General features: G+C 71.8%; 17 protein-coding genes. 7 read left to right on the top strand and 10 right to left on the bottom strand.

Annotated features, from left to right (window positions below):
• Positions 1 to 57 precede the first annotated feature (57 nt).
• Positions 58 to 1470, top strand: a complete 1413-nt coding sequence (locus ACIGO6_RS06435; protein WP_399872142.1) for an amino acid permease — start codon at positions 58 to 60, stop codon at positions 1468 to 1470.
• Here the strand turns inward: ACIGO6_RS06435 and ACIGO6_RS06430 are convergent.
• Entirely contained in the window at positions 1467 to 2282 is an 816-nt protein-coding gene (locus ACIGO6_RS06430) for an alpha/beta fold hydrolase (RefSeq protein ID WP_399872140.1), read from the bottom strand. The genes ACIGO6_RS06435 and ACIGO6_RS06430 overlap by 4 nt on opposite strands.
• 57 nt (positions 2283 to 2339) lie before the next feature.
• Here ACIGO6_RS06430 and ACIGO6_RS06425 point away from each other — a divergent pair, with 57 nt between their 5' ends.
• Positions 2340 to 2813, top strand: a complete 474-nt coding sequence (locus ACIGO6_RS06425; RefSeq protein WP_399872137.1) for a MarR family winged helix-turn-helix transcriptional regulator — start codon at positions 2340 to 2342, stop codon at positions 2811 to 2813.
• A 17-nt stretch (positions 2814 to 2830) separates the two neighbouring features.
• Here ACIGO6_RS06425 and ACIGO6_RS06420 read toward each other — a convergent pair whose 3' ends face one another.
• Positions 2831 to 3985 carry a CapA family protein gene (locus ACIGO6_RS06420; RefSeq protein WP_399872135.1) on the bottom strand — a complete coding sequence of 385 codons (1155 nt, stop codon included), beginning with the start codon at positions 3983 to 3985 and terminating at the stop codon, positions 2831 to 2833.
• Between the two features lie 242 nt (positions 3986 to 4227).
• On the opposite strand from ACIGO6_RS06420, the gene ACIGO6_RS06415 reads away from it, so the two are divergent.
• From ACIGO6_RS06415 to ACIGO6_RS06405, 3 genes are all read left to right on the top strand, one after another.
• Entirely contained in the window at positions 4228 to 4782 is a 555-nt protein-coding gene (locus ACIGO6_RS06415; protein WP_399872132.1) for a sigma-70 family RNA polymerase sigma factor, read from the top strand.
• A 141-nt stretch (positions 4783 to 4923) separates the two neighbouring features.
• The gene (locus ACIGO6_RS06410; protein WP_399872129.1) at positions 4924 to 5439 is read left to right on the top strand and encodes a hypothetical protein; all 516 of its coding nucleotides are present in this window, start codon (positions 4924 to 4926) and stop codon (positions 5437 to 5439) included.
• 183 nt (positions 5440 to 5622) lie between these two features.
• Positions 5623 to 6273: an anti-sigma factor family protein gene (locus tag ACIGO6_RS06405; RefSeq protein WP_399872126.1), complete on the top strand. Its 651-nt coding sequence runs from the start codon at positions 5623 to 5625 to the stop codon at positions 6271 to 6273.
• A 35-nt stretch (positions 6274 to 6308) separates the two neighbouring features.
• On the opposite strand, the gene ACIGO6_RS06400 is transcribed toward ACIGO6_RS06405, so the two are convergent.
• Both ACIGO6_RS06400 and ACIGO6_RS06395 read right to left on the bottom strand, forming a co-directional pair.
• Positions 6309 to 7172, bottom strand: coding sequence for an Fpg/Nei family DNA glycosylase (locus ACIGO6_RS06400; protein ID WP_399872125.1), 864 nt, complete (start codon positions 7170 to 7172; stop codon positions 6309 to 6311).
• A gap of 19 nt (positions 7173 to 7191) precedes the next feature.
• A complete protein-coding gene (locus ACIGO6_RS06395; protein WP_399872123.1) occupies positions 7192 to 9282 on the bottom strand; it encodes a SpoIIE family protein phosphatase in 2091 nt (696 codons plus the stop codon).
• Between the two features lie 119 nt (positions 9283 to 9401).
• On the opposite strand from ACIGO6_RS06395, the gene ACIGO6_RS06390 reads away from it, so the two are divergent.
• Positions 9402 to 10823 carry a lipase maturation factor family protein gene (locus ACIGO6_RS06390; protein WP_399872120.1) on the top strand — a complete coding sequence of 474 codons (1422 nt, stop codon included), beginning with the start codon at positions 9402 to 9404 and terminating at the stop codon, positions 10821 to 10823.
• A 55-nt stretch (positions 10824 to 10878) separates the two neighbouring features.
• Here ACIGO6_RS06390 and ACIGO6_RS06385 read toward each other — a convergent pair whose 3' ends face one another.
• From ACIGO6_RS06385 to ACIGO6_RS06360, 6 genes are read right to left on the bottom strand one after another with little or no spacing between them, the layout of a single operon-like run.
• Positions 10879 to 13902: an alpha-mannosidase gene (locus ACIGO6_RS06385; protein ID WP_399872118.1), complete on the bottom strand. Its 3024-nt coding sequence runs from the start codon at positions 13900 to 13902 to the stop codon at positions 10879 to 10881.
• 43 nt (positions 13903 to 13945) lie between these two features.
• A complete protein-coding gene (locus ACIGO6_RS06380; RefSeq protein ID WP_399872117.1) occupies positions 13946 to 16003 on the bottom strand; it encodes an endo-beta-N-acetylglucosaminidase in 2058 nt (685 codons plus the stop codon).
• Entirely contained in the window at positions 16000 to 17286 is a 1287-nt protein-coding gene (locus tag ACIGO6_RS06375; RefSeq protein ID WP_399872115.1) for a glycosyl hydrolase, read from the bottom strand. Before ACIGO6_RS06375 ends, ACIGO6_RS06380 begins: the two co-directional genes overlap by 4 nt.
• 46 nt (positions 17287 to 17332) lie before the next feature.
• Positions 17333 to 18250 (bottom strand): carbohydrate ABC transporter permease, encoded by a 918-nt coding sequence (locus ACIGO6_RS06370; protein ID WP_399872113.1) that lies wholly within the window; start codon positions 18248 to 18250, stop codon positions 17333 to 17335.
• Positions 18247 to 19200 carry a carbohydrate ABC transporter permease gene (locus ACIGO6_RS06365; protein ID WP_399872110.1) on the bottom strand — a complete coding sequence of 318 codons (954 nt, stop codon included), beginning with the start codon at positions 19198 to 19200 and terminating at the stop codon, positions 18247 to 18249. Before ACIGO6_RS06365 ends, ACIGO6_RS06370 begins: the two co-directional genes overlap by 4 nt.
• A gap of 5 nt (positions 19201 to 19205) precedes the next feature.
• A complete protein-coding gene (locus tag ACIGO6_RS06360) occupies positions 19206 to 20498 on the bottom strand; it encodes an ABC transporter substrate-binding protein (protein ID WP_399872107.1) in 1293 nt (430 codons plus the stop codon).
• Positions 20499 to 20712: 214 nt separating this feature from the next.
• On the opposite strand from ACIGO6_RS06360, the gene ACIGO6_RS06355 reads away from it, so the two are divergent.
• A complete protein-coding gene (locus tag ACIGO6_RS06355; protein WP_399872105.1) occupies positions 20713 to 21759 on the top strand; it encodes a LacI family DNA-binding transcriptional regulator in 1047 nt (348 codons plus the stop codon).
• Positions 21760 to 21873: the final 114 nt, after the last annotated feature.

Genomic DNA, 21873 nt, shown 5'->3' with positions numbered 1-21873 from the left:
GTGTGCGTCATCATGATCCACCGTCAGCCGTTTGCCGTTCACAAAGAGGTGAGGCGCATGGCCGGGTTCCGCATGGGTGAGGGCGTTCTCCGCCGCAAACCCATCGAGCACATCGAGGAGACGGAGAGCGGCGAGGGCGGGGGCCTGGAGCGCTCGCTGGGGCTGTGGCAGCTGACCGCGATCGGCGTGGGCGGCATCATCGGCGCCGGCATCTTCACCCTGGCCGGCACGGTCGCCAACGGCACGGCGGGCCCGGCGGTCCTCATCTCCTTCCTCATCGCCGGTGTGGCGAGCGCGGCGGCCGCGCTGTCGTACGCCGAGTTCGCCGGGCTGATCCCGAAGGCGGGCTCGGCCTACACCTACGGGTACGTGGTCCTCGGTGAGCTGGCGGGCTGGTTCATCGGCTGGGACCTGCTCCTGGAGTACACGGCGATCGTGGCGGTGGTCGCGATCGGCATCTCCGGCTACTTCAGCTTCCTGATCGGTGAGATGGGCGCCGACCTGCCGAACTGGATGCTGGGCGCGCCCGGCACCGGCGACGGCCACCGGATCGACCTGTTCGCCGCGCTGCTGTGCCTGTTGATCGCGTATCTGCTCACGCTCGGCATCAAGAACGCGGCGCGCTTCGAGATGGTCGTGGTCGTGCTGAAGGTGCTGGTGGTGCTGCTGGTGATCGCGGTCGGCGTCTTCCACATCAACACCGCGAACTACAACCCGTTCTTCCCGTTCGGGGTCAGCGGGGCGTTCACCGGCGCGGCCACGGTGTTCTTCGCGGTCTTCGGCTACGACGCCATGTCGACGGCGGCCGAGGAGTCCAAGGACGCCCAGCGGCACATGCCCAAGGCGATCATCTACTCGCTGATCATCTCGATGGTGCTGTACGTGGCGGCCTGCCTGGTGCTGACCGGCATGCAGCACTACACGGAGATCGACCCGGAGAGCGGCTTCTCGACGGCGTTCAAGTCGGTGGGACTGAGCGGCCTGGCCGATGTGATCGCGGTGGGCGCCATCATCGGCATCCTCACGGTGATGTTCACCTTCATGCTGGGCGTCACCCGCGTGTGGTTCTCCATGTCCCGCGACGGGCTGCTGCCCAAGTGGTTCGCCAAGACCCACCCGACGCGGCGTGTGCCGACCCGGGTGACCTGGATCGTCGGTGTCGCGTCGGCGCTGATCGCCGGGTTCCTGCCGATCGGCGAGGCGGCCGAGCTGACCAACATCGGCATCCTGCTGGCGTTCGTGGTGGTGTGCGCGGCGGTGATCGTGCTGCGCTACCGGCAGCCGGACCTGCCGCGCACCTTCCGCACGCCGTTCATGCCGTTCGTGCCGGCGCTGGGGATCGTCTTCTCGATCTGGCTGATCACCTTCCTGCAGTGGCAGACCTGGGCCCGGTTCGCCGTGTGGTTCGCCGTCGGGCTGGTGATCTACTTCGGGTACTCGTACCGGAAGTCGGAGCTGGCGCGCCGTTAGAGGGTGCGCAGGAAGTCGAGCAGGATCCCGTTGAACTCCTCCGGCTTCTCCAGGTTCGTGTAGTGGCCGGCTCCGTCGACGGTCACGGACCGGCCGTCGCGAACGCTGCGGACCAGTCGTTCGGCAGCGCCGGTCAGGTCGTCCGGTTCGAACGAGCCGTTGACGGCGAGGACCGGCACGTCGATCTTCGGAACCCGGGACCACGTGTCGGTCATCGGCGTGTGCAGGTTGGGTTCGCCGGGGCTGTGCTTGGACATCGTGTGCAGGGCCATTTCGCTCAGGCGGCGCGGGATGCCCGGGTCTATGTCGTCCGCCGCCCGGTCCGGGCCGGGCACCACGCGCAGGAACGCGGCCAGCCAGCCCTCGAGGTCACCGGTCGCCAGGGTACGGGCGTACTCCGCCCGGATCTCCCGATACCAGGGATCGGTGTACTCGAAGTCGCTGGTGGCAGCGCCACAGGCAACCACCGCACGGACGAGTTCCGGGTGTTCCACGGCGGTGTCGGTGGCGATCCCGCCGCCCATGGAAAGACCGACGAGCACGGCCGGACCGGCGTCGAGGTGCCGCAGCAGCTCGGCCAGGTCGTCCGCCCAGCGGAACGGTCTGGTGGCGTTGGCCGAGAAGCCGTGACCGCGTACGTCAGGAGCGATCACGCGGTGGTGGGCGGCCAGGGCCGGAATCTGGGCGTCGTACAGGCGGTGGTCGACGAATCCGGAGTGGAGCAGCACCACGAGGTCCCCGTCCCCGGCGTCGCGATAGGCGAGCTCCCCGTCCGAGGAGGTGAAGTAACGCAGATCCGAAGCAGCAGTCATGACAACCAAGGTGTCATCTTGACCGGAATTTGGCAACCAAGGTGTCATGATGGGGACGTGAACGACACCACCGCGCCACTCCCCCCGGACGCGCTCGCCCACCGCCTCACCGAGGTGTACGACCTGGTCGGCCCCCTCTACCGGCGCGCGCAGCGCAGCGTCGAGCAGGGACTGGCCGTCGACGGTCTCTCCGTGGGCGTCCGTGCCGTGCTGACCCTGCTGCACCGCCACGGTCCGATGACCGTGCCGCAGATGGGCCGGGCCCAGGCGATCAGCCGTCAGTTCGTGCAGCGCATGGTCAACGACGCCGCGGCCCAGGACCTGGTGGAGAGCGTCCCGAACCCGGCGCACCGGCGCTCGTCCCTGATCCGGCTCACGGACGAGGGCCGGGCCGCGATCACCGACGTCCTCGACCGGGAGCACGCGCTGCTGCGGGAGGTCGGCGGGGACCTCACGGACACCGACGTCGCGACCTGCCTGCGGGTGCTCGGGGCCATGCTGCACGCCCTCGACCACGTGGACGTCACCTGACCCGCTCACCCACGTGCCTACTTCCCCATCACCAGCCCGTCCCCGGCCGCGCCCCGGCTGAGCACGACGTCACGGATGCGGTCGCGCACCCCCTGCACCTCGGCGCCCTTCTCCACCGCCCGGTTGAGGTTCACCACCCGTCCGGCGTCGACGTCGAACAGGTACGGGACGAACTCGGCCCTGGTCACCCGCCACCGTTCGCCGGGCCGGGCGGGCGGGGCGAAGGTGAAGCGGCCGATGGTCGACTGGTTGCCGCGCTGATCGGGGGCGCCCCGGCCGTTGGTCATCTCGCCCGCGATCTGGTCACCCATCCCGTAGACCACCCAGGTGCCGTTGACCTTCTCGTACGCCTGCGGGACGTGGGCGTGGGTGCCGAGGATCAGGTCGATGTCGGGGCGGTCGCCGGTGCGGGCGGCGGTCAGGCTGCTCGCGAGGGCCAACTGGGTCGCGTCGGGCTCGTCCTGCCATTCGGTACCCCAGTGCAGGGACACCACGACGACGTCCGCGCCGGCCCGGCGGGCGGCCCGGGACTCCGCCAGGATCCGTTCCTCGTCGATCAGGCCGACCGCCCAGGGCTGCCCGTCGGGCAGGGGGTGGCCGTTGGTGTGGAGGGTGTAGGCGAGGTGGGCCACCTTCGCCCGGCCGGCGTGCATGAGCGTCGCGGTGTGCGCCTCGGCCTCGGCACGCGCGGTTCCGGCATGCCGTACGCCGGCGCGGTCGAGGGCGTCCAGGGTGCGGCGGATGCCGTCGGCGCCGTCGTCGACGCTGTGGTTGGAGGCGGTGGAGCAGCCGTCGTAGCCGGTGTCGGCCAGGGCGTCGGCCACCTCGGGCGGGGACTTGAAGAAGGGATAGCCGCTGTAGTCGCCGGCCGCGCCGTACACGGTCTCCATGTGGCACAGGGCGAGGTCCGCGGGCGCGACGACCGGTTGGGCGTCGGCGAGCATGGGGCGGAAGTCGTGGCCGGTGCCGCCGGCGTCGAAGCGCGCCCGTTCGATGATCGAGTCGTGCGGCAGTACGTCGCCGGAGGCGACCAGCGTGAAGGCGCCGGCCTCCGCGGCGGACGGGGCCGGGGCGGGGCGGTTCGGCGGTTCGTGGCCGCCGGCCCGGCAGGCCGCTCCGGCGGTGAGAAGGGCGGTCAGGACCAGGGCCACCTGCCGACTGCGTGTGATCATCCGTTCACTCCGCTGGGGTCGCGCACACCAAGGAACGTTCAAGGAAAGTCACATTTACCTACAAACAGATAAAGAGGCTTCCGTCGTCACGGGCGGCTCCGACACGCCCATTAGCCCGTCCGGCGTGGGCGAACGGGCCGCGCCGACCGTTCGTCGAACCGTTCGTCGACGCGATCGACCGTCCGTCGCACACCTGTGCGCGCGCCCTGTCCCCGGAGGGCACCCTGCGATGCCATACGGCCATGACGGCCGGAATCACCCTGACGAACAGGACGAACGGGACGACCGCCGAGCACGAGCTCGCCGCACTGCAGCGCGAGCACGGCCGGCCGCTCTTCGCGCTGCTGCTGCGGCTCAGCGACGGGGACCGGCAACGCGCCGAGGACCTCGTGCAGGAGACCTTGGTCCGCGCCTGGCAGCACCCCGAGGCCCTGCGCGCCGACGACTTCGACTCGGTGCGGCCCTGGCTGCTCACCGTGGCCCGGCGCCTCGCCATCGACGCGCGCCGGGCCCGGCAGGCGCGGCCCGCGGAGGTCGGCGACGCCGTGCTGGAGAACGCCCGCGTCTGCGCCGACCACGCCGAACGGGCCGCCGCCGCCCTGGACGTGCGCGAGGCTGTGAAGACACTCACTCCGGAGCACCGTGAAGTCCTGGTGCTGGTGTACTTCCAGGGGGCGAGTGTGGCGGAAGCGGCGGCAGCCCTGGGCATCCCGCCCGGTACCGTGAAGTCCCGCGCGTACTACGCGCTGCGCGCCCTGCGCAGGGTGCTACCGGGATACGCCGCCGACCTGCGGTGAAACCGTCCCTTTGGTCAAGCCTCCGTAAAGCGCCTTGCAGTGGACCCCGGTTGAGTAATCGGCTGTCCTCATCCGTGTTCCGGACGGGGGCCCATGACCCGGGTCGGGCGACACGCACGCACCGGAGGAAGGCAGGAAGGGATGCTGCACAGAGGTCACGAGAGCACGGACGGCGCCGACGGGGGCGAACCGACCGTCCCCATGGCGTGGTTCTACGCCGAGTACATCGCCGACGAGCTGCTGCGGACCGGCGACCTGATGCCGCCGACGTCCTTCGAGTTCCGCGCCGGGCGCGACGCCCTGGCGCTGACCGTCTTCCTGTCCGACACCGAGAACGAGCTGAGCGGTATCCGGGTCATCACCCACCTGGAGACCTGGCTGTCGCTCACGGCCTACGACCAGCCGTGGCAGGAGTGGGTCCGCGAGCGCCTGGCCGAGGTCACGGCCGACGCGGTCGCCGCCGGCCGGTACGCGCCGGACCTGGAGCTGGCCCGGGCCGCCTGGCGCTGGCTGCGGGAGACCGAGCTGCTCGCCCCGGACCTGAACGCGGTGCCCGGCGGGGCGCCGGTGACCGGGGAGGACGAGGGGCCCAAGGTGTGGACGCCGGCCTGGCAGTTGGGGCTCCCGCTCGGCCACCTCGCGATCCACCTCTTCTAGGCGTCCAGGCGCCCGCGCTTCCGGGTGGCCGAACTTCTTCGAGGACGGACCAATCCACGGGCCCCTCCGCTCCGAACCCCTTGGTGGCGATTCTGTCCGTGGCTTGAGTGATTCGGCTGTCGGGCGCGTACCGGTGGGAGCAAGGAGTAACCCCACCCGCACCCAACGGTACGAGGATTCGGCATGAGGTCCCTGGAGAGGCATCGTGACGTCGGCGCCTACGCGCTCGGCGTGCTGGACGAGGCGGAAGCGTTCCGCTTCGAGGACCACCTCATGGACTGCCCCCGGTGCACGGCGCAGATGACCGAATTCGGTCCCGCGACCCGTCAGTTGATGCTGTACCGACGGGCGACACCGCGTCTCGTCCACCCCATGACCAGGCCCGGACCACGACTGCTGGACCGTCTGCTGTCCGAGGTGGCCTCGCGCCACCGGGCCGGCCGCAGGCGGCTGCTGTACGCCGTGGCCGCCGCGGTGGTGTGCGCCGTGGCCGGGCCCGGCGCCGTGCTCTACGCGAGCGGGCCCGAACCGGTGGCCCGGGTCACCGCGACCGACGCGCACTCCGGGGTGTGGGCGCAGGTCACGGCCGAGGACGCGGCCTGGGGCACCGATGTCGAGCTCAAGGTCAAGGACGGGACGGGCCCGCGCGCCTGCCGGCTGGTAGCCGTCGGCCGGGACGGCACCGAGCAGACGGTCACCAGCTGGAACGACCCGGGGCACGACACCCGGCCGCACACCCTGCGCGGCGGGGCCGCCCTGCACCCCGGACAGATCGCCCGCTACGAGGTACGGACCGCGCAGGGCGAGCATCTGGTGACGCTGCCCACCGGATGACCCCGCGCCGGCCTCGGTCGGCCCTGGGGCTGCCGCTATTTCAGCAGCCGGGACAGCCTCCGGTCCGCCAGCGGCTTCCCGCCGGTCTGGCAGGTGGGGCAGTACTGGAGCGCGGAGTCGCTGAACGAGACCTCGCGGATGGTGTCCCCGCACACCGGACAGGGCTCGCCGGTGCGTCCGTGCACCCGCAGCCCGCTCTTCTTCTCGGCCTTCAGCCGGCCGGCCGCGATGCCCCGGGAGCGCTCGACCGCCTCGGTGAGCGTGCCGCGCAGGGCCGCGTAGAGCCGGGCGGTCTCCTCGTCGGTGAGCGACGCGGCCAGTTTGAAGGGGGACATCCGCGCCGCGTGCAGGATCTCGTCGCTGTACGCGTTCCCCACCCCCGCGATCAGGCTCTGGTCCCTGAGGGCGCCCTTGAGCTGCCGTCGCTCGCCGTCGAGGAGACCGGCGAGGCGCGCCTCGTCGAAGTCGTCGGCGAGCGGGTCGGGGCCGAGCCGGGCCACGCCCGGCACCTCCCGCGGGTCGGCCACGACGTACACGGCGAGCCGCTTCTGCGTCCCCGCCTCCGTCAGGTCGAATCCGGCGCCGGTCTCCAGGGCGACGCGCAGGGCGAGGGGACCCTTGCCGGGACGGGGCAGGCCGTCGGGGAGGCTGTCCTTCCAGTGCAGCCAGCCCGCGCGGGCCAGGTGCGTCACCAGATGCGGGCCGCCGGCGGTCTCGACGTCGAGGAACTTGCCGTGGCGGTGCACGGCGGCCACCTGGTGGCCCTCCAGCGCGGCGAGCGGAGGGTCGTACGTCTTCAGGACACTGATCGCCACCGGGAGCACGCGGACGATCTCACGGCCGGTGAGGTGCTCGGTCAGGAAGTCCCTGAGCGCCTCGACCTCGGGCAGTTCGGGCATACGTCAAGACTGCCACCGTTCAGCCCTCCCGGCGGGACACCACGAACTCGGACCACACGCACTTGCCGCCGCCCCGCGCCTCCACACCCCACTCGTCGGCGAGCGTCTCGACCAGCAGGAGCCCCCGTCCGGAGACACCGTCGTCCCCGGCCTCGCGGCGGCGCGGCAGGGCGCTGGAGGAGTCCTCGACCTCGACCCGCAGCCGCCGGTCGGTGCCGGTGAGCAGCCGCAGCGTGACGACGGCGGAGCCCTCGGTGTGCATGAGGGCGTTGGTGATCAGTTCGTCGGCGACCAGTTCGATCTCGTCGCTCTGGCCCTTGGCGCCCCAGGACCGGACCGCGGCGCGGACCATGTGCCGGGCCTCCGTGAGGGCCTCGGGGTCGCCCGGGGACACGTGCTGCTGGATCCGGCCGAAGGTCCGGGGGGCGTCCAGCCGGTGGCGACGCAGCAGGAGCAGCGCCACGTCGTCGTCGCCGCGGCGCTCCTCGGCGACGTCGATGAGCCGGTCGGCGAGGTCCCGTACGTCGCGCGGTCCGTAGGTGACCAGCGAGGTGAGGAGCTCCATGCCCTCGTCGAGGTCGGCGCCGGGCTGCTCGACCAGACCGTCGGTGCACAGCAGCAGGGTGTTGCCGGGGTCCAGCTCGACGGTGGAGACCGGGTAGACGAGGCGTCCGAACTCGGCGGACAGGCCGAGCGGCAGCCCGCCCTCGACGGGGACCCGGCGGCAGGTGCCGTCGCCGCGCCGCAGCAGCGGGTCGATGTGTCCGGCGCGGACCACCTGGACCACTCCGGTGGACAGGTCGGCCTCCGCGTACAGGCAGGTCGCGAAGCGGTCGGTGTCGAGCTCGTGGAGGAAGACGGAGGCCCGCGCCATCACGGTGGCCGGGGGGTGGCCCTCGGCGGCGTAGGCGCGCAGCACGATGCGCAGCTGACCCATGACGGCGGCGGCGTGCGTGTCGTGTCCCTGGACGTCGCCGATGACGGCGCCGACCCGCCCGCCGGGCAGCGGGATCAGGTCGTACCAGTCGCCGCCGATGTCGCGGCCGAGGCCGCCCCCGATGGTGGCCGCGCGGTAGCGGACCGCGACGTCGCAGCCGGGCACGCTGGGGATGGTGCGCGGCAGCATCGCCTGCTGCAGGCCCGCGGCGAGGTCCATCTCCTGCTCGTACAGCATGGCCCGCTGCAGGCTCTGCGCGATGCCGCTGCCGAGCGCGACGAGCACGTTGCGGTCCTCCGGGGAGAAGCCCTGCCGGTCGCTGTAGAGCAGCCCGATCGCGCCGATCGGGCGGGCCTGGGCGATCAGCGGCAGGTAGGCCGCCGCGGTGATGTTGAGGTGGGTGATGCTGCGCCACAGGAGGGGGTAGCGCTCCGCGAAGTCCTCCGGCGACTCGATGAAGCGGGGGCTGAGGGTCCGCACGGCCTCGCTCATCGGGTACGGCTCGTCGATCCCGGTCACCTTGGTGCCGGGGACGAAGCTGTTGTCGGGGCCGTCGGCGACCAGCCGGATGCGGCCGGCCTCCACCAGGCCCATCACGAGGCTGGTGGCGCCCAGGCGGGTGAGGCCGTGGGTGTCGCGCAGGACGTCGATGACGTCGTCCACCGTGCGGGCGTGCGCGAGAGCCGCGGTGGCGAGCTGGACGACGTTGGTGAGCCGGCGGCGGGCCTCGTCCTGCGCGGCCTGCTCGCGGCGGGCCTCCAGGTCACCGACCTCCTGGGTGGCGTCGCGCAGGATGCCGATGATCCGGCGGGGGCGGCCGGTCTCGTCGCGCCGGATGTAGCCCTGGGTGTGGGTCCAGCGCAGGGTGCCGTCGCGGCGGCGCATACGGAAGTAGGTGCCGTAGTTCTCGCTGCCGTCCTTCATGGCCTGGGCGACGATGGCGTCCATGCGGCGGCTCTCCGCGGTGGGGACGCGCAGCGACAGCGACTCCGGGCGCCCGTCGTACTCCTCGGGGCGCAGGTCGAACAGCTCGTGGGCCTGGGCGTCCATGTGGAACAGTCCCGTGTCCAGGTCCCAGTCGAAGCTGCCCATGCGGTTGAGCGCCAGGATCGGGTCCGGGTGGGCGGGCCAGTCGTCCGGGAGTGACGGGGCACTCGCTCCCCGATCAACCATGGGCCCCACCTTGCCAGGGTTTGTCCGATTAATCGACTCCTGGTCCGCCGCCCGGGTCTCCGGGAAACCTCCGGCCGACCGGGGTACACAGAGCGTGATCGTACGAGAGGAGCGCGGCCGTGGAGTGGTTCACCGCACCCGACTACTGGCTGAGCCGGTTGGTCTTCCAGCGTGCCCTGGCCGTCGTGTACCTCATCGCGTTCCTGACGGCGGCCCTGCAGTTCCGTGCGCTGCTCGGCGAACGCGGGCTGCTGCCGGTGCCCCGCTTCGTCGAGCGGGTGCCGTTCAAGCGGGCGCCGAGCCTGTTCCAGCTACGGTACTCGGACCGTCTCTTCGCGGGCGTGGCGTGGGCGGGCTGCGCGGTGTCGGCGGCGCTGGTGGCCGGCCTGGACTCGCTGCTGCCGCTGTGGGCTGCGATGCTGCTGTGGCTGGTGCCGTGGGTGCTGTACCTGTCGATCGTCAACGTGGGGCAGACCTGGTACTCCTTCGGCTGGGAGTCGCTGCTGCTGGAGACCGGCTTCGTCGCCGTGTTCCTCGGCAACGACGAGGTCGCGCCGCCGATCGTCGTGCTGTTCCTGCTGCGCTGGCTGCTGTTCCGCGTCGAGTTCGGGGCGGGGCTGATCAAGATGCGCGGCGACGAGTGCTGGCGGAAGCTGACCTGCCTGGACCACCATCACGAGACCCAGCCGATGCCGGGACCGCTGAGCTGGTTCTTCCACCACCTCCCCCGGCCGCTGCACCGCGTGGAGGTGGCCGCGAACCACGTCACCCAGCTCCTGGTGCCCTTCCTGCTGTTCACCCCGCAGCCCGTCGCGACGGCCGCCGCGTCGCTGATGATCGTCACCCAGCTGTGGCTGGTGCTCTCCGGCAACTTCTCCTGGCTGAACTGGATCACCATCGTGCTGGCCCTGTCGGCGGTCCGGTTCCCGGCCGATCCGCCGTCCGTGCCCGCCGCGCCGCTCTGGTACGAGGTCGTGGTCCTCGCGGTGGCGGCACTGCTCGTGTTCCTGAGCCACCGGCCGGTGCTCAACATGATCTCCCGCCGCCAGGTGATGAACCGCTCCTTCGACCCGCTGCACCTGGTCAACACCTACGGCGCCTTCGGCAGCGTCAGCCGGATCCGTTACGAGGTGGTGATCGAGGGCACCGCCGACGAGGTGGCCCGCGAGGACTCCCAGTGGCTCGAGTACGAGTTCAAGGGCAAGCCCGGCGACCCGCGGCGCTGGCCCCGCCAGTTCGCGCCGTACCACCTGCGGCTGGACTGGCTGATGTGGTTCGCCGCACTGTCGCCCGCGTACGCCGGGTCGTGGTTCGGCACCCTGGTGGAACGGCTGCTGGAGAACGACCGCACCACGCTGAAGCTGCTGCGCCGCTCCCCGTTCCCCCCCGACGCGCCGCCGCGCTTCGTCCGCGCCCGGCTGTTCCGGTACCGGTACACGACGTGGTCCGAGCTGCGGGAGACGGGCGCGTGCTGGGAGCGGACGTACGTACGGGAGTATCTGCCGCCGACGCGGCTGGCCAGGGTGCCGGAGCGGTCGTAGGACGGGCGTGGGCCCGGCCCGACCCGCACCGGGTGGACCGGGCCCACGCCGGGCGCTACGCGCGCCTCAGCCGCAGGGTCATCAGCTGGAACGGACGCAGTCGTACGGCGATCCGGTCGCCGTCGGCCTCGACCGCGGGCTCCTCCTCGGCGAGCGGGCGCTCCAGCAGGTCGGTGACCGCCACGCCCGCGACCGGGAAGCCGGCCGTCAGGGTGGCCTTCGCCCGCCCGCCGTGGGCCTCGTGGAAGCGGACCACGACGTCGCCGCTGCCGTCGTCGGCGAGCTTGACGGCGGTGATCACGACCGCCTCCTGGTCGGCGGAGACCAGCGGCGCGACCTCACCGGCGCCCGTCACGCGCCGCTCGGGCTGGTTGATCCGCCAGCCCTCGCGCACCGCGTCGCCGATGCCCGCGCCGGGCACCAGGGCGTGCCGGAACCGGTGCACGCCCTGGTCGGTCTCCGGGTCCGGGAAGCGCGGGGCGCGCAGCAGGGAGACCCGGACGGTGGTCGTCGTACCGGCATCGCCGTCGGTGCGGACGGTGCGGGTCACGTCGTGGCCGTACGTCGAGTCGTTGACGACCGCGACGCCCCAGCCGGGCTCCTCCAGGTGGACGAAGCGGTGGTTGCAGGCCTCGAACTTGGCGGCCTCCCAGCTGGTGTTGGTGTGGGTCGGCCGGTGGAAGTGTCCGAACTGGGTCTCCGAGGCGTACCGCTCCGCGTGCACGTCGAGCGGGAAGGCGAGCTTGAGGAACTTCTCCGTCTCGTGCCAGTCGACCTCGGTGTCCACCGCGAGGCGCCGCTCGCCGGGGGCGAGTGTCAGCACCTGGGTGACGCGGGAGGAGCCGAAGGAGCGGACGATCCGCACCGAGGCGCCGTCGTCGCCGGGGGCGACCTCGTCGGCGTCGGTGAGGTCGGTGACCGTGTTGCGGTAGAACTCGTCGACGTCCCAGGCGTCCCACATGTTCGGGAAGTCGGGGTGGAGCTGGAGCAGGTTCCCCGCCGTGCCCGGGGCGATCGTCTCGCGGTCGGCGGCGATGTCGTACGCCGACACCACCAGCCCCCGCTCGTCGATCTCGACGCGCAGCAGGCCGTTGTCCAGGACGTGTCCCCCGCCGGGGCGGGCGGTGACGTCGGTACGGCCCTCGGTGGCGGCGGGCGCGGCGGCACCGGCCGGGACGCCGGCCCGGGTGTGCGGGGCGGCGTTGAAGACCAGCGGGGTGTCGCCCTCGCCGGCCAGGGCCCGCTGGGCCGCGTCGATGATCCGGTTCAGTTCCTCGGCGACGCGGTCGTAGGTCGCGCGTGCCTCGCGGTGCACCCAGGCGATGGAGGAGCCGGGCAGGATGTCGTGGAACTGGTGCAGCAGGACCGTCTTCCAGATGCGGTCCAGGTCGTCGTAGGGGTAGGGGAACCCGGCGCGCACGGCCGCCGTGGCCGCCCACAGCTCGGCCTCCCGCAGCAGGTGCTCGCTGCGGCGGTTGCCCTGCTTGGTCTTGGCCTGGCTGGTGAGGGTGGCGCGGTGCAGTTCGAGGTAGAGCTCGCCGACCCAGACGGGCGGCTGCGGGTTCTCGGCCTCGGCCTTCTCGAAGAAGGCCTGCGGCGTCTCCCACTCGACCGTCGCCGAGCCCTCGAGGTCGCGCAGCCGGGCCGCCTTGGCGATCATCTCGCGGGTGGTGCCGCCGCCCCCGTCGCCCCAGCCGGTCGGGGCGAGGGAGTGCCGCGCGACGCCCTTGTCCTTGAAGTTGCGGGCCGCGTGCGCGATCTCGCTGCCCTTCAGGGAGCAGTTGTAGGTGTCGACGGGCGGGAAGTGCGTGAAGATCCGGGTGCCGTCGATGCCCTCCCAGCGGAAGGTGTGGTGCGGGAACTTGTTCGTCTGCGACCAGGAGATCTTCTGCGTCAGCAGGTACTTGGCGCCGGCCGCCTTGATGATCTGCGGCAGGCCGGCCGCGAAGCCGAAGGTGTCCGGAAGCCACGCCTCGTCGTTCTCGACGCCGAACTCGTCGAGGAAGAACCGCTTGCCGTGCACGAACTGCCGGGCCATCGCCTCCGAGCCGGGCATGTTGGTGTCCGACTCCACCCACATGCCGCCGGTCGGCACGAACCGGCCGTCGGCCACGGCCTTCTTGACCCGCGCCCACACCTCGGGCCGGTGGTCGCGCACCCACGCCCACTGCTGGGCCTGTGACATGGCGAAGACGAAGTCGGGCTCGTCCTCCAGGAGGGCGGTCATGTTGGAGGTGGTGCGGGCCACCTTGCGCACCGTCTCGCGCAGCGGCCACAGCCACGCCGAGTCGATGTGCGCGTGGCCGACGGCGCTGATGCGGTGCGCGGAGGGGACGGCCGGCGTGGAGAGCACGCCGGTGAGGCGGGAACGGGCCGCTTCCGCCGTGCCGCCCACGTCCTGGAGGTCGATGGCGTCCAGCGCCTTGTCCACCGCGCGCAGGATGTCCCAGCGGCGCGGCGACTCGACCGGCAGCTCGGCCATCAGCTCGCCGAGCACCTCCAGGTCGATCACCAGCTGCCACACCGTCTCGTCGAGGACGGCGAGGTCCATGCGGGTGAGCGTGTACTGCGGCTCGCTGCCCGCCGTCTCCCTGTCGCCGAGCTGCGTGGGGACGAAGGGGTGGTAGTCGAGGATGACGGGGTTGGAGGCGGCCTCGACGTGCAGGCGGACCTCCTCGCCGCCCTCGACGGGGGCGCCGATCCGGACCCACTGGTTGCGCGGGTTGAGGCCCTTCACGGGGGTGCCGTCGGGCCGGTAGACCAGGCCCTCGCACTGGAAGCCGGGCATGTTCTCGTCGAAGCCGAGGTCGAGGATCGCCTCGACGGTCTTCCCGGCCCACTCCTCGGGCACGCGGCCGGTGACGCGGAACCAGCTGGTGCCCCAGGGGGCGCCCCAGCGGGCGCCGACCTCGATGGGTTCGGCTTCGGCCGCGAGCCCCTCCTCGACCGGGACGGGCTCGCCGGGCGCGTTCCAGACGGCCACGTCCAGGGGCACGGACTCGGGATAGAGGGCGGGGCGGACGCGCTCGTCGAGGACGCGCCTGAGGCGGGCTTCGACCAGGTTGCGGTCGTCATGCATGCGGGTGCTCCGGGGTTGGTGGGGCGGGTGGTGAGGCGGGGGTCTACCAGGGGTGGGTCACGGTTGCGGGAGCGGACGTGGTGTACAGCTCCCCCACGGCGCGCAGTTCGAACCGTGCGGCGCGCTCGCCCGGTTCGGGGCGCAGACCGCCGGCGAACCAGGCGTGCTGGCAGGTGCCGCCGAGGAAGCGGCGGGTGCCGTCGGGCAGGACGCGGTGGAGGACGTGGTGGCGTACGTCGGCACCGTGGGCGTGGTTCCAGGCGAACCGCAGGTCGCCGTCGGTGGCGCCGGTGATCCGCAGGGCGGTGGGCGCGGCGGGCACCGGCGCCGCTCCGGTGCGGACGGCGAGGCCGCCGATCCGCCAGCGGACGGGGCCTTCGGTCGCGGTGAGCCGCACGCCGAGCGTGTGCAGGGTGCCGGTCAGTCCCGTGAGCGGCACGGTGGCCGTCTGCCAGCCGTTGACCGACTTCACAGCCCGCGCAGCCGTTACCGGCAGCCACTGGTACGGCGGTGCCGAGCCCGGTTCACCGGCTTCGGCGGTGGCGACGGCGAGCTCGACGTGCACCGCGCCCGCGTCCGTGCGGTGCGTCAGCTCGACCACCGTGTCCGCACCCAACGGCAGTCGGGTCGCGTACAGGTCCAGGGTCGTCGGCTCGTCGAGTTCACCGTCGACCAGCACACTGCTGCCGCCCCGCCACGCGTCCGCGAAGTCGAAGGAGACCGCCGGGCGCGCGCCGTCCGTCCGCACCACCCAGCGCCGCGACGGCAGCCGGTCCTGGAGGCCGAGGTGGTTCCAGGCCGCGTCCGAGATCACGGCGCCCTCCTGGTACCACCGCAGTCCGTGCCCGGTGTTGAACGTGCTCGCGAACGGCAGCGACGTGACGGTCGACCGGTCGGCGACCGAGACGGCGGGCGCCCGCCAGACGTCCCCGTCCCCCGTGCCGTCCGGCCGGGACGGATCGAGCGAGGCCCCCGTCCAGAACCGGTCGTCGGCGGCGTGGAAGTCGCCGGGGGTGCGCCGGTCCGCGGGAAGGTGGTTGCGGGTCCACTCGGGACGGTAGAGACCGATCGACGTGACGTGTGCCCGGTCCGCAGGGACGATGGCGTCCCAGTCCTCGGACGTGTTCCAGCCGTTGGCCTCCACGTCCACGCCGGCCCACAGGTCGTACCGGCTGCGGCCCAGGGCCTCGGCGTTCTCCCCGGAGGAGGCGAGCCGGGCGGCGGTCCAGCGGAAGTCGACGAACATGTCGTCGGCGGCCTCGAAGAACGCCCGGTTCCGGTCGTTGAGCGCGCCCTGCCAGCTGACCGCCCCGTCCACGGTCATGGAGTCGTACCAGGTCACCCGCTGCCCCTTGGCCGCGGCGAGGGTCTTGAGCTCCCTCATGAAGCCCAGCATGTCGGTGCCGAGCGCGGTGTCCCCTCCCCCGGTCTCGGCGTTCACGAACCAGCCGTCGAAGCCGTACGCCTCGGCGACCGCGACGAGTTGCGCGGCGAGCGGGTGGCGTCCGGCGGCGTCCTTCTGCACCAGGTCGCGGGTCCAGCGCAGCTGTCCGCCGTAGGCGGCGGGCGGCAGGAAGACGTTGCCGAGGACGGGCACGCCGTGGCGGTGGGCGGCGTCGACGACCGGCGCGTTCGGGGCGAGGATCAGGCCTTCGCCGGACGAGCCGCCCCAGAAGACGAGTTCGTCGACGTAGGCCCAGTGGGTGAGGGCGTAGTAGTCGGCGGTGGCGGAGCCCTGGGAGGGGTTGCTCGCGGTGGGTCCGAAGGAGACCAGGGACTGGACACGGGCCTGGCCGGCGCGGGCCGTGGTGTTCACGGGCGTCGGGGTGAAGCGGTCGGCCAGCGGCACGGAGGCCGCGTTGAAGGCCAGGTCGGGGTCGTCGGCCGCGCGCCAGGCCTTGAGGCTGCGCCAGGTGATGCCGGCGCCCGGGGTGCCGGAGGGCAGCGAGTCGGGGAACCAGTACGCGGCGTACGGCTGGAGTGCCGTACCGGCCTTCGCGGCGCCCTGCGGTGCGGCGGTCGCGGTTGCGGTCGCGGGCAGGACGGGCCACAGGGCGGCCCCGGCTCCGGCGAGCAGGACGGTGCGTCGGGTGGGTGTCACGAGCGGGTGCCTCCTTGGCGGACGTGGGGTCCGTGCGGGGTCGGGAGTACCTGGTCGGGAGTGACGACCTCGGTGATGCCGCGCGCCGCGAGGTGCTCGGTGTCGTCGGCGCGGGTGTCGAGGACGGTGGTGGGGCGGGCGCCGTCGGCGACCAGCCGGAAGAGGGCGTCGAAGACGGCACCGCCGGGGGCGCAGGCCGAGCGCGCGGCCGGGTCTGCGGGGACGGCGAGCGCGGTGGTGCGCGGGGCGGGGGCGGGGTGTGCGCCCTCGCGTACCGAACGGGCCGCGCGGGCCAGTACCTGTGCCGTGTCCTTGGGGCGGCGGTCGTTGGTCAGCAGGCCGAGCCCGTACTCGAGCTCGGGGAAGTCGGCCAGCGACCGGGACACGTCGTGGGAGCACCACCAGGTGACGCCCCACAGGCCGGGGCAGTCCAGGGCGTTCTCGATGGTCGCTTCGGTGAAGGCGGCGGCGTGCTCGGCGGGGACGAGGGGTGCGGGGGCGCCGACCTCCTGGAGCCAGACCGGGCGGTGCGGGTCGTCGGCCCAGGCCTTGCTCAGCTCGATCAGGTAGGCCGCGTGGTGCTCGCTGGGCACGGAGGTGCGGCCGTGGCGCTGGGCGGTGCCGTTGAAGACCCAGGAGTGCACGGCCGTCACGGCGCCCTGCCGGGCGGCCTGGGCCGGGGTGAAGGGCTGGTCGTCCTGGTACCAGGTGGCGTCGTACTCGGCGTGCAGGTGCATCCGGCCGGGGGCGCCCTCCTCGCAGGCGGCCAGCATCCGCTCCAGCCAGGCGTCGATCTCGGCGCTGGTCGCCCGGTCCGGGTCGGGGTGGGGGCCGGCGGAGAACTGGTTGACCTCGTTGCCGAGGGTCATGCCGAGGAAGTGGGCGCGGCCGGCCAGGGCGGCGGCCAGGGTGCGCAGGTAGGTGGCCTGGCCGTCGATGACCTCGGGGTCGGTGAAGAGGTTGCGCCGGTGCCAGGTGCGGGTCCAGGCCGGCAGGAAGTCGAAGCTGCTCAGGTGGCCCTGGAGTCCGTCCACGTTGACGTCGAGGCCGCGTTCGCCGGCCGCGTCGACCAGCTCGACCAGGTGCTCGACCGCGCGTTCACGGATCAGGGAGCGGTTGGGCTGGAAGTAGGGCCACAGCGGGAAGACGCGGATGTGGTCCACGTCCAGCGCGGCGACGGAGTCGAGGTCGGCGCGGACGGAGTCGAGGTCGAAGTCGAGCCAGTGGTGGAACCACCCCTCGCTGGGGGTGTAGTTGACGCCGAAGCGCACGGCAGGAGACATGCGGTGTCCTTGAGGGGGGATTACGGGGACCGGTCCTCGGTACGGGTCAGCCCTTGACGGCGCCCTCGCCGACCCCGCGGAAGAAGTACCGCTGGAGGCAGGCGAAGAGGACGATCAGCGGCGCCACGGCGATGATCGTGCCGGCGGCGACGAGGCGTTCGTCGTTGGCGAAGGTGCCGTGCAGGTAGTTGAGGCCGATGGTCAGGGTGAACTTGGACGGGTCGCTGAGCACGATCAGCGGCCACAGGAAGTCGTCCCAGGCGCCCATGAAGGCGAAGATCGCGACGACGGCGAGGGTGCCCTTCACCGACGGCAGTGCGATGCGCCAGAACCGCTGCCAGACGTTGGCGCCGTCGACGTAGGCGGCCTCCTCGATCTCGTAGGGGAGGTTGAGGAAGGCGTTGCGCATGAGCAGGACGTTCAGGGCGCTGACGCAGCCCGGCAGCAGCACGCCGACCAGGGTGTTGTTGAGGCCGAGCTCCCGCATCGTGGTGAACTGGGCGATGATGATGCCCTCCACGGGCACGAGCATCGCCAGGATGAAGACCAGGGTGGTGACGCGCCGGCCGCGGTAGCGCAGGCGGGCCAGGGCGTAGCCGGCGAGTGCGGAACCGACGCAGTTGGTCACGACGTTGGCGGTGGCGACCTTCAGCGAGTTCAGGGCGTAGTCCCAGACGGGGATGGTCTCGGCGACCCGCTCGTAGTTGTGCACGGTGGGGTCGCTCGGCAGGAACTTCGGCGGGGAGCTGAAGATGTCCTCCGTGGGACCCTTGAGGGACGTCGACAGCTGCCACAGGAACGGGCCGATGGTGAGGGCGAGGACGCCCAGCAGGAGCAGGTAGCGCAGGACGAGTTCCCATGGGCGCACCCGGCGGCCGTGTTCGTCCCTGACCCCGGTCCGGCGTTCCCGGTGGGCGGTGGCGGGCGGCTTCCCGGTGGGGCGTGCCTTCTCGGCGATGCTCATGACTCCTCCTTCCGGTCGGCCCGCAGGACGAGCAGCATCAGGGCGACGGTGACGACGAAGACGACGACGGAGATGGCGGAGGCGTAGCCGACGCGGCCGGTCAGGCCGGTGCCGGTGCGCTGGACGAGCATGACGAGGGTGGTGTCCTCGCCGGCCGGGCCGCCGCTGGGGCCCGCCATCAGGTACACCTCGGAGAACACCTTGAACGCGGCGACCGAGGAGAGGGCCGCGACCAGGACCATGGTGGAGCGGACGGCGGGCACGGTGACGGTGAGGAAGCGGCGGATCGCGCCCGCGCCGTCCACGGCGGCGGCCTCGTGCAGTTCGCGGGGCACGTTGGCGAGCGCCGCGAGATAGATGATCATGTAGTAGCCGAGGCCCTTCCAGACCGTGACGGCCATGGCGCTGAGCAGGATCAGCCATTGGTCGCTGAGGAAGCCGACCGGACTGGCGTCGACCGTCTCCAGCAGGGAGTTGACCAGTCCGCGCTCGTCCAGCAGCCACACCCAGATCAGCCCGACGACGACGATCGAGGCGACGACCGGGGTGTAGAAGGCGGAGCGGAAGAAGGTGATCCCGGGGATGTTCTTCTGCACCAGCAGCGCGAGCAGCAGCGGCAGCAGGACGAGCGCGGGGACGACCCCGAGGACGTAGAGGGTGCTGTTGCGCAGGCCGGTCCAGAACATGTCGTCGTGGAGCAGCTCGCGGAAGTTGGCGAGGCCCACGAACTCGCCCGGGACCAGGGTGCGGCGGTCGGTGAAGGAGTTGACGAGCGTGGAGACGAACGGATACAGGATGAACGCGCCGGTGACCAGCAGGCCGGGCGCGGCGAACAGCCAGGGGCTGGCGGGCAGTTGGCGCCGCACGCGCCGGGTGACACGCTTGGCGCCTTCAGCACCCTTGGCGCCTGTGGCGACGGGCCGGTTCGGGGAGACGGTGGGACTCGCCATGTCGTTCAGCCCTGCTGCTGGAGAAGGCGGTCGCAGGCCTTGACAGCGTTGTCAAGAGCTTCCTTCGGGCTCTGCTTGCCCTGGAGCGCCTTGGCGACCTCGTTGCGCAGCTCGGTCTTCATCTGCTCGCTGAACAGCACCGGCGTGTAGTTGACGGCGGTCTTCAGCGATGCGGCGGCGGCGATCCGGACGCGGGTCTCGTCCGTCCCGTCCTCCTTGGTGAAGTACGGGTCGTCGAGCGAACCGGCGGTGCTCGGGAAGATGGCGACCTGCCTGGCGAACGACATCTGGTGCGCCGCGTCCGTGACGAAGTGCGCGAAGGCGACCGCGGCGGGCTTGCGCTCGCTCTGCGAGTTCACCATCAGGCCCATCACGTACATGTTCACGTGGCCGGTGCTGGTGATCTGGTCGGTGATGCCGATGTTCTTGTAGAGGTTGGGCGCCTGCTTCTTGAAGTTGGCGAGGTCGAGCGCGCTGCCGGGGTTCATGGCGACGGCCCCGGTGAGGAACTTCTTCCCGGAGGACTCGGGGGTGGCCGTGAGCGCCTGCGAGTCCAGGGCCTTGGCGTCGTACAACTCCTTGTAGCGGGTGAGCAGTTCGACCCCCTTGGCGTCGTTGAACGCGAAGGCGGTGCCCTCCTTGTTCATGAGCGGCACGCCGTAGCGGCCGAAGTCCTCGATGGTGGGCACGTTGGCGAGCGTGGCGACCTCGCCGTCGGTCTTCTCCGCGATCCGCAGGCCCGCGTCGAAGAGTTCGTCGTACGTCTTCGGCGGCGCGTCCGGGTCGAGCCCGGCCTTCTCGAAGAGGCTCTTGTTGTAGAACAGCGGGCCGGTGTTGAGGTACCAGGGGAAGGCGTACGTCCCGTCCGTGCCCGGCACCTGGTGACTGGCCCAGGCGCCCTCCAGGTACTCCTTCTCGTACTGGCCGGCGGCCTTGTCCAGGTCGAGGGCGAGACCGGCCTTGGCCAGCGGGGCGACCAGGTCCGGGGAGACGTTGACGACGTCGGGCAGCGTGCCGCCGGCGGCGTCGGCGCTGATCTTGTCGGCGTAGCCCTCACCGGGCTGGTCGACCCACTTGACGTGGGTGCCGGGGTACTTCTTCTCGAACTCGGCGATCAGGTCCTCGAAGTACGGCTTGAAGTTGGCCCGCAGGTTCCAGGTCTGGAAGGTGATGTCGCCCTCGACCTTGCCCGAGGCGTCGGTCGAGCCGCCGTCGCCGCCACCGGAGCCGCAGGCGCTGAGCGGCAGGACGAGGGCGGCGACGGCGGCGACGGCGAATGTTCTGCGCGAGGTGGGCACGGTGACACGTCTCCCTGAAGGACGTCGGCGACTGGATGCCAGCGACCATGCACGGCGTATCCGGGGTTAGTCAATGGATTCACTGGAACTAATGCGATTCTCGCGGCATTAGTCCAGGTCAGAGCGGCATTGAAGGGCACTTGCCATGGACGGCTAATGCGCTTTAGGATCTTTCCACTCAAGCGCTTTAGCCGTTCTGCAGAAAGGAGCGTGCATGCCGGCCAAGCGGCCCGCCACACGCCGGCCGACGATGAAGGACATCGCGCGGCGGGCCGGGGTCTCCGAGAGCGCGGTCTCCTTCGCGCTGAACGACCGGCCGGGGGTCTCGGAGATCACCCGGGACCGGGTGCGCCGGGTCGCCGAGCAGCTCGGCTGGCGGCCCAGTACGGCGGCCCGCGCCCTGTCCGGGGAGGGCGCGGCGACGGTCGGCTTCGTGCTGGCCCGGCCCGCGCACACGCTCGGCGTGGACTCCTTCTTCCTGCAACTGGTCTCGGGCATCCAGGAGGTGCTGGCGCGGCGTCATCTCGGACTGCTGTTCCAGGTGGCCCGGGACACCGACGACGAGTGCGCGGTGTACCGGCGCTGGTGGGCCGAGCACCGCGTGGACGGCGTCCTGGTGGTCGACCCGCGCACCGACGACCCCCGCCCGGACCTGCTCGACGAACTCGGCCTGCCCGCCGTGGTGATCGGCGGCGCGCCGGACGAACGGCACCCGGGGCTGTCGACGGTGTGGGCGGACGACGCGGGCGCCATGGCCGCGCTGGTGGACGGGCTGCACGCGCTCGGCCACCGGCGGATCGCGCACATCGCCGGACTGCCGGGCCTCGCGCACACCGAGCGCCGGATCCGCGCGCTGCGCGCCGAGGCGGCGCGGCGGGGCCTGGCCGAGGTGGAGTCGGTGACCACCGACTACTCCGACGCGGAGGGTGCCGCCGTCACCCGGCGGGTCCTGGAGGCTCCCGCTCCGCCGACCGCGCTGATCTACGACAACGACGTGATGGCCGTCGCCGGGGTCGCCGCCGCGTCCGAACTGGGCTTCTCCGTACCGGCGGACGTGTCCGTGGTGGCCTGGGAGGACTCGGCGCTGTGCCGCATGGTCAAGCCGTGGCTGTCGGCCCTGTCCCGGGACAGCGTGGAGTTCGGCCGCACGGCGGCGACGGAACTGACCGCCCTGCTGGACGGCGGCCCGGCCCGCACGGTGCGGGTGCCGGTGCCGCGGCTGATCGAACGGGACAGCACGGGGCCGGCGCGCCGGGGGTGAGCCGGCCGCGCGGCGCACGTCTCGCGTGCGGGTCCCCCGTACGACACGGGACCGGGGGACGGCCTCGGCCGGCATCTCGACGCGGGGGCGTCCGGGCAGGCACAGTTCCCCCTA

Source organism: Streptomyces sp. NPDC053750, from assembly GCF_044544295.1.
Classification (GTDB): Bacteria; Actinomycetota; Actinomycetes; order Streptomycetales; family Streptomycetaceae; genus Streptomyces.
The sequence above is the reverse complement of the archived record's forward strand: the minus strand, read 5'-3'. Positions and strand labels throughout refer to the sequence as shown.

Excerpts from the sequence above, each read along its gene's own strand:
- ACIGO6_RS06435 (WP_399872142.1), top strand. The coding sequence starts at position 58 with ATGGCCGGGTTCCGCATGGGTGAGGGCGTTCTCCGCCGCAAACCCATC.
- ACIGO6_RS06430 (WP_399872140.1), bottom strand. The coding sequence starts at position 2,282 with ATGACTGCTGCTTCGGATCTGCGTTACTTCACCTCCTCGGACGGGGAG.
- ACIGO6_RS06420 (WP_399872135.1), bottom strand. The coding sequence starts at position 3,985 with ATGATCACACGCAGTCGGCAGGTGGCCCTGGTCCTGACCGCCCTTCTC.
- ACIGO6_RS06415 (WP_399872132.1), top strand. The coding sequence starts at position 4,228 with ATGACGGCCGGAATCACCCTGACGAACAGGACGAACGGGACGACCGCC.
- ACIGO6_RS06410 (WP_399872129.1), top strand. The coding sequence starts at position 4,924 with ATGCTGCACAGAGGTCACGAGAGCACGGACGGCGCCGACGGGGGCGAA.
- ACIGO6_RS06405 (WP_399872126.1), top strand. The coding sequence starts at position 5,623 with ATGAGGTCCCTGGAGAGGCATCGTGACGTCGGCGCCTACGCGCTCGGC.
- ACIGO6_RS06400 (WP_399872125.1), bottom strand. The coding sequence starts at position 7,172 with ATGCCCGAACTGCCCGAGGTCGAGGCGCTCAGGGACTTCCTGACCGAG.
- ACIGO6_RS06395 (WP_399872123.1), bottom strand. The coding sequence starts at position 9,282 with ATGGTTGATCGGGGAGCGAGTGCCCCGTCACTCCCGGACGACTGGCCC.
- ACIGO6_RS06385 (WP_399872118.1), bottom strand. The coding sequence starts at position 13,902 with ATGCATGACGACCGCAACCTGGTCGAAGCCCGCCTCAGGCGCGTCCTC.
- ACIGO6_RS06375 (WP_399872115.1), bottom strand. The coding sequence starts at position 17,286 with ATGTCTCCTGCCGTGCGCTTCGGCGTCAACTACACCCCCAGCGAGGGG.
- ACIGO6_RS06370 (WP_399872113.1), bottom strand. The coding sequence starts at position 18,250 with ATGAGCATCGCCGAGAAGGCACGCCCCACCGGGAAGCCGCCCGCCACC.
- ACIGO6_RS06365 (WP_399872110.1), bottom strand. The coding sequence starts at position 19,200 with ATGGCGAGTCCCACCGTCTCCCCGAACCGGCCCGTCGCCACAGGCGCC.
- ACIGO6_RS06355 (WP_399872105.1), top strand. The coding sequence starts at position 20,713 with ATGCCGGCCAAGCGGCCCGCCACACGCCGGCCGACGATGAAGGACATC.